At 34.4% G+C, this 12,759-nt stretch carries 15 protein-coding genes and 1 pseudogene; 12 read left to right on the forward strand and 4 right to left on the reverse strand.

Going from position 1 to position 12,759, the window contains the following annotated elements; all coding sequences use genetic code 11:
* The first annotated feature begins 122 nt into the window (after positions 1-122).
* From ABE34_RS03940 to ABE34_RS03965, 7 genes and pseudogenes are all read left to right on the forward strand, one after another.
* Complete coding sequence (locus tag ABE34_RS03940; protein ID WP_197140617.1) at positions 123-1,166, forward strand: phosphotransferase family protein; 1,044 nt, start codon at positions 123-125, stop codon at positions 1,164-1,166.
* 594 nt (positions 1,167-1,760) lie between these two features.
* On the forward strand, positions 1,761-2,096 hold the full coding sequence (locus ABE34_RS03945) for an ArsR/SmtB family transcription factor (RefSeq protein WP_197140619.1): 336 nt from the start codon (positions 1,761-1,763) through the stop codon (positions 2,094-2,096).
* A 41-nt stretch (positions 2,097-2,137) separates the two neighbouring features.
* Positions 2,138-3,136 carry an NADP-dependent oxidoreductase gene (locus tag ABE34_RS03950; protein WP_197140621.1) on the forward strand — a complete coding sequence of 333 codons (999 nt, stop codon included), beginning with the start codon at positions 2,138-2,140 and terminating at the stop codon, positions 3,134-3,136.
* 98 nt (positions 3,137-3,234) lie between these two features.
* Positions 3,235-3,381 (forward strand): annotated as a pseudogene (locus tag ABE34_RS24955) (alpha/beta hydrolase); the annotation flags it as partial.
* Between the two features lie 586 nt (positions 3,382-3,967).
* On the forward strand, positions 3,968-4,282 hold the full coding sequence (locus tag ABE34_RS03955; RefSeq protein ID WP_241747184.1) for a DUF2975 domain-containing protein: 315 nt from the start codon (positions 3,968-3,970) through the stop codon (positions 4,280-4,282).
* A 12-nt stretch (positions 4,283-4,294) separates the two neighbouring features.
* On the forward strand, positions 4,295-4,495 hold the full coding sequence (locus ABE34_RS03960) for a helix-turn-helix domain-containing protein (protein WP_197140623.1): 201 nt from the start codon (positions 4,295-4,297) through the stop codon (positions 4,493-4,495).
* A gap of 28 nt (positions 4,496-4,523) precedes the next feature.
* On the forward strand, positions 4,524-4,745 hold the full coding sequence (locus ABE34_RS03965; RefSeq protein WP_197140719.1) for a DUF3955 domain-containing protein: 222 nt from the start codon (positions 4,524-4,526) through the stop codon (positions 4,743-4,745).
* Positions 4,746-4,799: 54 nt separating this feature from the next.
* On the opposite strand, the gene ABE34_RS03970 is transcribed toward ABE34_RS03965, so the two are convergent.
* Positions 4,800-5,285, reverse strand: a complete 486-nt coding sequence (locus ABE34_RS03970) for a tetratricopeptide repeat protein (RefSeq protein WP_197140625.1) — start codon at positions 5,283-5,285, stop codon at positions 4,800-4,802.
* A gap of 298 nt (positions 5,286-5,583) precedes the next feature.
* Between ABE34_RS03970 and ABE34_RS03975 the strand changes: the two genes are divergently transcribed.
* On the forward strand, positions 5,584-6,429 hold the full coding sequence (locus ABE34_RS03975; protein WP_197140626.1) for an alpha/beta fold hydrolase: 846 nt from the start codon (positions 5,584-5,586) through the stop codon (positions 6,427-6,429).
* 106 nt (positions 6,430-6,535) lie between these two features.
* Here ABE34_RS03975 and ABE34_RS03980 read toward each other — a convergent pair whose 3' ends face one another.
* A complete protein-coding gene (locus tag ABE34_RS03980) occupies positions 6,536-6,934 on the reverse strand; it encodes a DUF2809 domain-containing protein (RefSeq protein ID WP_197140720.1) in 399 nt (132 codons plus the stop codon).
* Between the two features lie 268 nt (positions 6,935-7,202).
* Between ABE34_RS03980 and ABE34_RS03985 the strand changes: the two genes are divergently transcribed.
* Positions 7,203-7,673: a DinB family protein gene (locus ABE34_RS03985; RefSeq protein ID WP_197140627.1), complete on the forward strand. Its 471-nt coding sequence runs from the start codon at positions 7,203-7,205 to the stop codon at positions 7,671-7,673.
* A gap of 362 nt (positions 7,674-8,035) precedes the next feature.
* Here the strand turns inward: ABE34_RS03985 and ABE34_RS03990 are convergent, their stop codons facing one another.
* Positions 8,036-8,611: a GNAT family N-acetyltransferase gene (locus ABE34_RS03990; RefSeq protein ID WP_197140628.1), complete on the reverse strand. Its 576-nt coding sequence runs from the start codon at positions 8,609-8,611 to the stop codon at positions 8,036-8,038.
* Between the two features lie 249 nt (positions 8,612-8,860).
* Here ABE34_RS03990 and ABE34_RS03995 point away from each other — a divergent pair, with 249 nt between their 5' ends.
* Positions 8,861-9,619: a class I SAM-dependent methyltransferase gene (locus tag ABE34_RS03995; protein WP_197140629.1), complete on the forward strand. Its 759-nt coding sequence runs from the start codon at positions 8,861-8,863 to the stop codon at positions 9,617-9,619.
* Positions 9,620-9,742: 123 nt separating this feature from the next.
* On the opposite strand, the gene ABE34_RS04000 is transcribed toward ABE34_RS03995, so the two are convergent.
* Complete coding sequence (locus tag ABE34_RS04000) at positions 9,743-10,498, reverse strand: DUF1266 domain-containing protein (RefSeq protein WP_197140630.1); 756 nt, start codon at positions 10,496-10,498, stop codon at positions 9,743-9,745.
* Between the two features lie 404 nt (positions 10,499-10,902).
* On the opposite strand from ABE34_RS04000, the gene ABE34_RS04005 reads away from it, so the two are divergent.
* Together ABE34_RS04005 and ABE34_RS04010 are read left to right on the forward strand one after the other, a co-directional pair.
* Positions 10,903-11,748, forward strand: coding sequence for an MBL fold metallo-hydrolase (locus tag ABE34_RS04005; RefSeq protein WP_197140631.1), 846 nt, complete (start codon positions 10,903-10,905; stop codon positions 11,746-11,748).
* A gap of 406 nt (positions 11,749-12,154) precedes the next feature.
* Positions 12,155-12,703 carry a PadR family transcriptional regulator gene (locus tag ABE34_RS04010; protein ID WP_197140632.1) on the forward strand — a complete coding sequence of 183 codons (549 nt, stop codon included), beginning with the start codon at positions 12,155-12,157 and terminating at the stop codon, positions 12,701-12,703.
* Positions 12,704-12,759: the final 56 nt, after the last annotated feature.

Below are 12,759 nucleotides of genomic sequence, written 5' to 3' on the forward strand. Positions count from 1 at the left end.
AACATCGTGTTGGCCTAAAGCCTCCGGCGGATGTCACAGAATCGGTAAGGGAGTTCTTTGTGCAAGCACAAAGCCGATTCCGGACGCAATTATGCCGGGGCATAATTGATAGGAGGGGTATAATGGATACGATACAAGTAAGGGCAAGTGAACGTATAGATGAAGTGAAATTACACTCATTTTTAAAGAGTCAATTTCCGGAATTACCAGAGGGGAAACTAGAAATTTCACAGTTTAGTGCTGGACATTCAAATTTGACTTATTGCCTAAAAGTAGGTGAATTTGAAGTGGTTCTGCGTAGACCTCCACATGGGCCAGTCGCCAAAAAAGCGCATGATATGAAACGTGAGTTTACGATTATATCGGCATTACATCCATTTTTATCTGCAGTACCTAAACCGTATGTGTACGTTGACGATCGAGATATTATCGGCAGTGATTTCTTTCTAATGGAACGCAAAAAGGGTATCGTACTAGATACTCATTTCCCATCTGGCACTGAAAATACGGAGGAATTAGGACGTCTCGTTTCGGAAAAGATGGTTAATTCACTTGTAGCTCTTCATGCAATACCATATAAAGAAACGCAATTAAAGGATATAGTGAAGCCAGAAGGATTTATGGAACGACAAGTCCATGGGTGGATTGAACGCTATGACAAAGCGAAAACGGCAGAATATGCTGAAGTAGCGGCGTTGACTAAGTGGTTAGAGGACCATGTACCTTCAAATGGTGAAGCGACTATTATTCATTATGATTACAAGCTTAATAACGCTATGTTTTCCAGCGATTACTCTGAAATGATTGGTCTTTTTGATTTGGAGATGACAACTGTAGGGGACCCATTAGCAGATTTAGGGGTAGCTATGAGCTATTGGATGCATGCAGATGATCCAAAAATGCTGCTATACGCATTTGGAGAACCACCAATAACGACTTTACCAGGGTTTTACACACGTCAGGAATTCATAAACCGTTATGCAGAGAAAAGCGGACGAGATGTTTCGACCATCGATTATTATATTACATTTGCCTATTTTAAATTAGCTGTAATTTGTCAGCAAATCTATTATCGATACGTCAATGGTCAAACAAAAGACGATCGTTTTGCACAAATGGATAAAATGGTAGCTGCATTAATTCATCAGGCTTCCAAGGCATTATAAACTATGTATCAATGACGGTTGCTTTTAAAGCAGCCGTTATTTCATGTTGTAAAACTTTTCTGTCAATGAAAGTATATATAAGGTAGTGCTCTTCCATAAAACTACTAAAATATAAATGATCCGATTTTTAGGAGGCAGAAGTATTGATAGTTCCCAAATGGTTTTCAAATGATTTTTAAGATGATTAAAAATAAGATGACATTTGGCAAGTGTCATTTATGCCAATTCAATAAAAGCTTCATTTTGGTTAAAAAAAGTTCGATGTTCTCCCGTTAAAGGACCATAAAAGAAATACTCCCTGAATCGTAGTGAATTGACTATAAGTTCAGGGTTTTTTCTTTTTAGAAGACCTCTAGATTACTTATCTAGTGTTAATTTAAATTAACGGACCAAAGTGGAATGTTGCTTTATATCTTAGAGCAATCATCAAACATAGCCTCCTTTAAAAGTAAATGATGCATCCCCTATAAGATGTATTCGTCTCGATTTGCTTTCTCAATATTGCACTTAACATAACAATAGTATATTGTTGTATTCGGCAGTATGGTTCATCAACTTAAACGATTAAACCGATTATTGGAGGTATTTTACTGAATGAATAAACAGGACCAACTAAATATGATTAAAGAAGATTTTATTAATTGTCAAAAAGTACTATTGGCAATTGGTGATGAAACACGTCAATCGATCTTGTTAGTTCTAATGGGGGCGGATTGTCAAACAGGATTACGTGTGGGTGAAATCACTGAACAAACACATCTTTCTCGACCTGCAGTGTCCCATCATCTTAAGATTTTACGGGATGCCGGTGTTATTTTAATGCGTAAAGAAGGGACAAAAAACTTTTATTATATTAATGTACGTACAGAATTAGGTTTATTAAGAACGCTTATGTTGGATATTGACAAGTTCATGCAGAACTTTTATTGAAATGCTGGAAGTTAAACACACATTATTTGGAGGTATATGCCATGAGAGCAATGGTTATTGATAGATATGGGAAAGTTCCAATGCGATTAGCAGAAATGCCTACACCTGAAATTGGTGAATATGAGGTACTCGCAGAAATTCATGCAGCTAGTATTAATCCTATTGATTTTAAGATACGCGATGGGAAAGTGAAATTGTTAGTAAAATATAAAATGCCTCTTATCTTAGGGAATGACTTTTCTGGTGTCGTTGCAAAGGTTGGTGCAAAAGTGACTCGTTTTAAAGTTGGGGATGAAATATATGCACGTCCACGGAAGAGTAAAATCGGTACTTTTGCTGAATATATCGCTATTCATGAAGATGACATCGCCTTAAAACCTAAAAATTTGAGTTTTGAAGAAGCAGCATCGATCCCACTGGTCGGGTTAACCTCCTACCAAGCCCTAACAGACATTTTACAATTACAAAGGGGACAAAAGATTTTAATTCAAGCTGGGGCTGGCGGTGTCGGTACCTTTGCTATTCAATTGGCCAAAATAATGGGTGCCACTGTTGCAACGACTGCCAGTGAAGCTGGTGCGAATCTAGTTAAATCTCTTGGTGCAGATGAAATTATAAATTACAAGACAGAAAAATTTGAAGAGATACTAAAAAATTATGATGCTGTATTTGATACACTTGGGGGCGAGATACTCGAAAAATCATTCGAAGTGATAAAAAGCGGAGGGAAAATTGTTTCCGTTTCAGGATTACCGAATGCTCGTTTTGCTAAAGAATATGGTTCTGGATTTTTTAAAACGATGTTGTTTTCAGCAGCAAGTAATAAACTTACTAAGCTTGAAAAAAAGCATAATGTTCAATATACGTTTTTGTTTATGAAGCCAAGTGGAGAACAATTACGTATAATCGCAAACTATATTGAGACTGGAAAAATCAAACCTATAATTGATAGAGTTTTTCAATTTGAAGATGCTCAAAAAGCGATGGAATATGCGGAGTCAGGAAGGGCGAAAGGGAAAATAATATTAAAAATCAGATAGTTGTCAAACGAGGCGGCAAAATCGTGGATAGAATGGTCAAAGTGATGGATAGGATCGGCAAAATCGTGCAACATCTGTTTCGAAGCAAGCTTTTTTAGTCTGTTAATGCTGCAAAAAATTATTATGATAGCCTAGAAGCACCTGTAAAAGAGTTTATTATATTTGAAGAGTCAGCTCATTATCCACAGTTCGAGGAGAGTGAGAAGTTTACTGTATGGTTACATAAAACCTTCAATGAGCTTTAGAATGGAGCATTTAGTGCATCGAAAAATGTCAAAAAGAATTTAAAGCTAAAGCAAGAGCATGTTTTGATCAATCTTTTTTCAAAACATGCTCTTTATATATGTTCTCATATTAAGGTTACTAATTAACTAAACATTAGTTTGAAAGAAAGTCGAACTGCTAAAAATTACAGATTATCCGACGTTAAATATTATATTTTAAAATATATTCTCGCACCCAATTTATTTTAATGAAAAAATATTCCCGTGAAAAAATTAAGAGAGAGCGAATGCACGTTCTTATTTTATCATATTGATCCAATTTAACAAGTATTTCGGATGAAAAAGAGGGTAGTGTCTTTTTAATCAATAATTATTTATTGATTTTCGATAAATAATTATTGACTTGGAATGAATAGCAAGCTATTCTGTCATTAGTAAGTTATGAAAGAGGTGCTTTATGAAGCAAAAAGAATTATCAAGATGGTTAAAATTGATAATTGTATTTTGTGCTTTATTTGGTGTACTGTTCTGTATTTATGTAGGACCACAAACAGGAAAGAAGTTTTTCTAGATTCAGAAGAATTACTATCGTTGTATAAACCATTTATTGCATTGGATCCTATTTTTTACAGCATTATATTTAGGATGGAAAATAGGTAAGGATATTGGCTCCAATCAAGATTTTACGGTCGCGAACGCAGATAGATTAAAAATAATAAGCGTGTTAGCTATGATCGAAGGTGTTTTATATATATCTGCGTTACTTTATATTTTTTCAGTTGGTAGCTATCACACGAATGTCCTAGTAATTATGTTGCTTATTTTATTCTTTACAATCATAATCTCTGTCTTTACTTCAATGCTTTCTTATTTAGTAAGAAAAGCGAGTGAGATAAAGCATGATATTGATCTAACGATTTGAGGTGTGTAAACGATGGTTATCATTGTAAATCTTGATGTCATGCTAGCTAAAAGAAAAATGAGTGTTACAAAATTATCGGAAAAACTAGAGATTACATTGGCGAATGTTGCTATTTTGAAAAACGGAAAGGCAAAAGCCGTTAAATTTTCTACATTAGAAAAAATATGTGAAGTTTTAGACTGCCAACCAGGTGACATTTTGGAATACGGATAAAATGAAGATAATGAATAAAGAGGGAAGAATGATGAAAAAATATATCCTTGCAACTTTACCGATTTTAATAGGAGTTTTATGTTTATTTACGAAGGGAATTATCGGGGATGAAATACTGCCAGATGGAACACTCATAGAAAGAAACTTCTTTTTAATTCCTTTAAGCTATTTATTTTTCTTTAGCGGTATAATTTCATTATTATTTGTTGCATTTATTTCTACCGATAAAAAGACAAATATTGTGAAGTAATACAAAAAGATCAGGTTACCAAATAGGAGCCTGATCTTTTCTGCGTTTTTTGTGCTATTCCCACGTTTGATCAAGTTTATCACTGTAAAACTTAATGGCTTTACGGTAATCTTTTATACCTTCATCATTAGTAGTGTCGGCTATTGTATTTAATAAAATTTCCATAGCCTTTGAATGTTCCTTGAGATTATAGAGAGTCATAGCATAGAATACCTTTACATGTTCGGCTGCGGGAAACTCACTTAAAGCTTGTTCAAAAATACGTTGTGCCTGTTCATATTGCCCTAACGTACGATAAGTGCTTCCTAACCCTACATAAGCATCTAGTAAAATTTCTGGTTCGAGCCCTAGTTGAATCGCTTTTTCATAGTGGGGGACAGCCTCATTTTCTTTCCCTAATGAATCATATGTCCATGCACATTGAAATTGGTAGTATCCATTTTCAGGATCTTCTTTAACTAGTGCTACCATTAATTGATTTGCTTCTTCCAATCGACCATTCTCTCTCAAGGCTATGATGAGTTGTAATCGCTTATTCATGTTTTTGTATCCTCTAACTTTCTATATTTTACTAATATTTAATAATTTTAAACTACTGAATTCTTATTGTATACTTGGTTCACAATATAATAATTTTACTTTTCTATATTATCAGGCATATTGATAGGGGAAATATTATTGTTCGATATAAATAACATATAAAATAATAATGAGAGGTGAGGTAGAATGCTGGAGCGTTCTATGGAGAAAACACGGGAACGTAAAATAGAAAGGGAGTGATAAAAGAAGAGCATTACATGATAGCTCTTCGATATAAAAAGAAAAGAGGACGATTATAATGAATAATTATCAAAGCATTTTAAATGAAGGTTTTGACTTGAAATATTGTGTGAAGGGACAAGGTAAGCCAATATTGGTAGTGGGTAGCAGTGTGTATTATCCACGTTTGTTCTCGGAACATCTATATAAACATTTTCGATTTATCTTTTTGGATCATAGAGGGTTTGTGAAGCCACCACGTGCTTTAAAGAAAGAAGATTATACTTTGGATAAAATTGTCGAGGATATCGAAGTAGCAAGACAATTATTAAAGCTTAAGGATTTTATCATTTTAGGACATTCTGGACACGCATTTATGGCTTTGGCATATGCCGAAAAATATCCTCAATATGTTCAGAAGGTCATATTATTAAATTCAGCACCGACAAACAGTCAGGAGAGACAGCAGCAAAGTTTTTCATTTTTTAATGAGACTGCTAGTGCTGAGCGTACAAAGCAATTCGAGCATGATATTGCTTTTTTACAGAATGATATTCACAATGATCCAAAAAGACGATTTGTGCATATGTGTATTCGTATGGGAGCGCATAGCTTTTATGACTACACGTTCGATGTTACTTATATGTGGGATGGCGTCTATACAAATATGGAAGTTATTGATTATCTTTGGGGTGTAGCTTTTGTTGAACGAAATCTAATCCAATCTATGGCTCATTTAGATAAACCTATTTTGCTAGGATTAGGAAAGTATGATTATTTAGTCGCTCCTGTTTCACTCTGGGATGTAATTGATGATTCATTTGAAAATGTGAAGAAGCTCATTTTTGAAAAAAGCGGCCATAACCCAATGTTTGAAGAACCGGATGTTTTTGATAAAGAATTAATCAATTGGGTTAATGAATAGATGATGACCAATCTTCATATTGGTTTGTAATAAAGATTGATCATTTAAAATATGGTTCATTAAAATAACCCTAAATATAACATCGCTAGAGACTTACTTTAATTCTCTAGCGATTTTCCATGTAACATCGAAGCGTGCATTTAATTGCCGCAATATCCAAAACAGTAGCGATTATGATTCCTGCTGAATATCGAACCAAATCCTCTATAAGAAAGCCCTTGCCAAGTATCAAAGCCCCGAGCGTAGTCCCACGAATCTGATTAATCCAATCTTCCTGATAAATCTGACTAAATTCAATGCCGAAGCTAAACAAAAAACTAAACAAAATAGCTGAGAGGGCCCTTTTACGCACTAGCAGCAATCGAAATCCGAAATAGACCATCATAGCCCATAGTATGTCCCCTACGTTCTGCGCTAAAAATGATGGGAGTAGGGTACTCCATTTTCTAGAAGCTAAGCCGAGCGAAATGGTGATAGCAATAGCTATCAAATAAGTTATTCGCATTTTACTGTATTGTAAGTTGATAGGTTTATGCCCATTAGTCAATAAAATCACTCTTTTTCGCGTATTGGTGTAGATTAATTTTCATTATATCTCAGAAATGGTGTCAGCAAGAATTATGTGTTATAAACCTTTGACGAAATGATTGATTTGTACTATAAGGTGAAACTAGGTTAAGGCTTTATTGCACTTAGAAGGGAGAGATTAACTCGATATTACATATTTATCCAAATTGTGTTATTGTTAATTTAATTAACTTAAGGAGGATACGATGAATATATATTGTAAAAGCGCATTACATCAAATTAAATTCGCTATAACGACAATAGTTGAGATGATAGAAAAGTTAACAGAACATGACTTGCAAAAAAAACCTACACCTAGCAAGTATTCCGTAGGAGAGTTGTTGGAACATATTGCTATTATTTGTGTAGCTGATTCACTTATTTCAGATGGGGCATCTCAAGATAAGTTGGAAAAATTTTATTTAAGTGTTTCATATAAGGGTCTAAATGAGATGAAAGATGCATTGATAAAAAATTATCAATTTTTAGAAGATAAATTTATGAATTATACAGAAGTCGAGCTACATGAGGAAATTACTTCTTATTGGGGTGTAACATACTCACGATATGAATGGTTATTAGAGATCCTAGCTCACGTTTATCATCATAGAGGGCAATTAAACTCTATGCTTGTTCATTGTTATGGGATAGAACCAAACGTTCCATTGTTTGAATAGACATGAACTACTTAACAAACGGGGGGCTTTTTCGATATGTGCAAATGTAGCGGATTCCTCTTGTAGCTACAACTTTAGATTGATTTAATATATCTTCTTGATAAATACAAACATGTAGAAAATCCAAAAACAATGTTGCAACGTCAGTACTTAGTACAGAATGCATCATTGTTTTTTGTTGTTAATAGTTCCTTTGATGTCATTCGGTACTCCAAATATCTTTTTAAGATGTTTATTTCTTAGTGAACTAGCTGAACAGGTTAGTGAAAGAAAGAGTATGAAAATCTCATAAAGTAGAAATCTCATTACTGAACAATATGAGTAAGAGATTTAAACACACAAGCTTTATGAACCTCACCCAATTATTTATCTACGATGTATTCTTCTTTAAGCAAGCCGTATATTTCTAAATCTACAACACCTTTACCAGACCACACTTTAGCTTGTCTCAAAAGTCCTTCTTTTAAAAAACCATTTTTCTGGAGAACCTTTTTAGATGCTTCATTTAACGGCATTACTTCGGCCTGTATTCGATTTATATGAACTTCTTCAAATAAATATTTGACAACTATGTTAACCGCATCAGATGCAAGGCCTTTACCCCAAAAGTCCTCTGCTAAATAGTAACCAATCGTCACCATATTCACTTTTTGATTAAATTCCATTGCTTCTATAATACCTACTAATTGATCGCTATGAGATTTTTGAAAAATGCCCCATTTAACTATGCTTTCCTTCCTGTAATCTCTATCAAAATGACCAATCATTTTACTCACTGTTTGGATATTATGTTTAGGGATTATCCCGCAGTATTCAAATACTTTTTCATTATCATAAATCGCAAATAGTTCCTGTAAATGTGCATCTTCAATTTTTTTTAGTACTAGCTTTTCGGAGTTTAATAAAGGGAACTTTGCAAACACTTTTTCTTTATTCATAGCATTCTCTCCTTATTTTTTAGTGAGCACAAGACCAGCAGTAAGTTCTTCTAACCATTCTTTAGCTCATTTCGGAATTTAAAAAATATTTGTAAAATTTAGAGTAATTATGTATAATTTTACTATATTCTTTACGAAAGTGAGTGATTAATTATGAAAGTCAGCTCTATTTTTTTATCAAACATTAATAAGGTGTGGAAGAACTAAGTATAATAGAGATTCTTCTGCAAAAAAATCGGAGGAATTACTTTGTATAGTTATTACGGTCCATTATGTACAGAACTTTATGATTTGACAAAACCAGTAGGATATTCTATTGGTGGGGATATTGAATATTATATTGAACGACTAAAGGGAACTAAGGGAAAAGTGCTTGAAGCGGGGGTTGGTTCTGGACGCTTCTTAATTCCTTTACTTGAAAAGGGATATAATGTTGAGGGAATTGACTACTCACCTAAAATGTTAGATTTATGCAGAAAACGTTGTGAAGAAAGAGGATTCATGCCAAATCTATATGAAGGTAACTTGAGCAATTTTTCAATAGACTCAAAATTTGAAGCGATTGTTATGCCTACAGGTTCTTTATGCTTAATAGAGAATTCAAAAGATGCAATGGATGCATTAACATGTATGTATAATCATTTGATACCTGGAGGACGCTTAATTGTAGACTTGCTTTTACCTACAGACTGGCAAACAGGGGAAACTTCTTCGTCTTACTATGAAATTTCGAAAGAGGAAGGAATTGCATTAGAAAGAAAAGCGGTTGAAATGAACTGGATCGATCAATATACGCTAACCGTTTTGAAATATGAAAAATGGAGAAATGGTAAATTAATAGATTCAGAACTGCAAAGATTTCCGTTGAGATGGTACGGAATAGAAGAATTCCAGCACATATTAACAAGCTTAGGATTTTCTGATATTACTTGTTCAGCTGAATATATTTATAACAAAAAGCCTTCAAAAGAGCATTCATTAATTACATTTGAAGCTGTTCGTAAATAAGTAAACCTGCTAGATTTTAGCTAAGAAAGTAGCTAAATATCTAGCAGGTCTTTGTTTTAATTATCATTCATTTCTTTGTACTCTAAATAGAATACTCTCTTAGACCTTGTCCAATGTTAAGTTTTAGACTTTTTGTACTGCTGATCGATTAATACTAAATTCATTCCAAATCGAACTATCTTCTTTTAGCAATTCTTTGCCACTCCAAATGATGTCGTAAATGTCACCCTCGTAAGCAATGGCACGACCAAATGCAAAGGAAATAAAGTAGTCATTCCATGATTGGAAGAAATGGCTGCCTGCATCAGCTGCTCTCGCAATATAGCTCCATGCCTGTTCTTCGGATAAATAACCAACTATGTAGCTCCATCTTGCAATATTTACAGCTCGGTCAAAATCCCATGCGGCAATAGTGTCCACACGGTCATAGTCTGATTTTGTAAAGGAAAGCTGCTTCATCATTACTTCTTGTGCAGATTCATAGCATTTCTGAGATTTGCCCACTTCTTCCTCTGTAAAAGTCTGCCCAGCTTTCAACGCCATAAAGAACTCGTCATATGTTGCACGATGTCCTTCCATAAGAAGCCATTCTAGGGTTTCTACAGCTTCCTCTGGATTACTAACGTCCCAGTATGAGGAAAGGCCTTCTTTCAAAGTCTCGTGAGCTACTTTCACCGGCAGTATTCGAGGCGACTCAGACCGGTAAAGAGCTATATTGGCACCGTAGGCAAGCAAATGCTGTTTCTCCTTCGGTAATGAGTTAGCCGCTTCCATTTCTAACTGTGATTTTTTTGCGTTTTTCACAATTCGTTTGCTCGCAATAATTAAACCAACAATAAGTAAAACCACAATAGCTATAATAATTCCTACAATCTTCAAACTACCACATTCCTTTCGTGTTTTTATTTGGCGAAGTTTAAACAAGAATCATTTACTTCGAACAAAATACGGTTAAATTATACATTTATAGGTAGTAATATACAATGAAACTATTTTATTACTTATTGGTGAAAGAGAGGATGATATTTGTAGGTGTAAAGACTATGGCACGAGTGATTGAAAGGCACTAAAGATAGGGACATAAAGCGGAAGTTAGTTTTTGACGTTTTTTTACCAGCTGATATAGATGCGGATTTAAGCTGCTTTTCAGCGAGTATTCAAACACTCGCTGAAAGAAATTAATGCTTTAGGAAAATATAAAACCCATTTTTTTCTTGCTATATCTTTACTGTATAAAGGAAAAATATAATTGTCTACAATTCAATGAGGAAGAAGGGATTCCTATGCGTGAAAATATGAACTATGGTAGCGACTTTAAATATATTCCTGCAACATCAATTTGGAGTGGTGATGGTGTAGAAGTGTTGCCTGATTTATATCAACATACGATTCAAATTGTTAATATTGTACTCTACGGTGAACCTCATAAGAGAGAGTTCGTATTAATTGATGCAGGCATGCCAAAAAGTGCAAAGGAAATTATTTCGATAGCCGAGGAGAGATTTGGATCAAATAGTCGACCTAAAGCGCTAATTTTGACGCACGGTCACTTTGATCATGTTGGAGCGATAATTGATTTAATTGAACACTGGGGTATGCCGGTTTATGCACATTCTTTAGAATTACCTTATTTAACGGATATAAAAAATTACCCTAAACCTGATCCTAGTGTAAATGGTGGCTTACTAGCAAAAGTTTCATCCATTTATCCGAATGAAGCGATCAACTTAGGAAACAACGTTGAGGCACTTCCATCCGATGGTAGTATTCCATTTATGGAAGGTTTTCGCTGGATTCATACGCCGGGTCATACGCCAGGGCATATATCTTTATTTCGCGAAGAGGATCGAGCATTAATTGTTGGAGATGCATTTGTTACGGTTAAACAGGAGTCGCTCTACAAAGTGTTGCTACAAAAAAAGGAAATTAGCGGGCCGCCGCGATACTTTACGACGGATTGGCAAGCAGCTTGGGATTCTGTAAAAAAATTAGAGGCGCTAAAACCTTCAGTTGCTATTACAGGACATGGATTGCCAATGAAGGGGGAAGAGCTTACTAGAAATTTGCATAAGTTAGCTACTGAATTCGAGCAGATTGCTTTACCTAATCACAGCAAATTTCTGAATTAACATAGTAAAAGGGTCAAATAATGTAAGTATACCTTTATGATGTCTGGATTATGTAGAAATGCTTTTTGTTGTATCCTCATAAAAAATTACACCTCTAATTATTAGATGGTCTAATTTTTGGGATGCAACATACAGAGTGTTTGTCTTATGAAGTTAATGCTTCTGAACGCACTTATGTCGAGTCTTATATGATAATAAAAAAACTGTAGCAAATAAATTTGCTACAGTTTGAATTGGTACATGCCCCTTTGATGGCGCAATATGATACATTTTATCATAAAATACTTTATTATAGCGAATTTAGATTTTTCCAACATTTAAAAAAGAATAATAAAGCTAATTGACAAAAAAATCGAAAAACGGTATATTTAACTTATTCAACGTTGAATATAAAAAGGTGATTATTATGACAAGGCTATTAGTTCTTGCTATGTTGGGGCTAAAACCTATGACAGGCTATGATATTAAAGTAATGCTTGAATTAAGTGACGCTGAACGATGGGGTGGTGTGCTAATCGGCTCTATCTATAATGCTTTAAAAAAGCTTGAAAAAGATGGCTATATAGAGGTGGCTAGTATTGAATCCACAGGTCATAGGCAAAAAGCAATTTACCAAATTACTGAAAAGGGCAGGGAGCATGAGCAAGAATTAATCATCGAGGCTCTTGAAAAATCCTCTGTAGTGTATCCTACAACTTTGTATTCTGGTGTATCCTTTGCATTTAAACTGCCAAAAGCTAAAGCTGTAGAAGCATTAGAAAAGCAGAAAAAAATTTTAGCGCAAGAAGAGCAGGCTATCAATGCTGGCTATGAGGCGAAATTGATTGCTTTGCAAGGAGAATTGCCAGCAGTAACACAACTAGCATTTGATAATATGCTAGAAATTGTGAAAGTGCAGTCAAAATTTGTACATCAAGCTATTGATATTATGAAAAAAAATAACTCCCTCGAATGAGGGAGTTAAAAAATAGTTATATGTTCAACGTTGAATATACAACGAAAAGTAAAGGG

The sequence above is a fragment of the Lysinibacillus sphaericus genome, assembly GCF_015844675.1.
GTDB lineage: Bacteria > Bacillota > Bacilli > Bacillales_A > Planococcaceae > Lysinibacillus > Lysinibacillus sphaericus_E.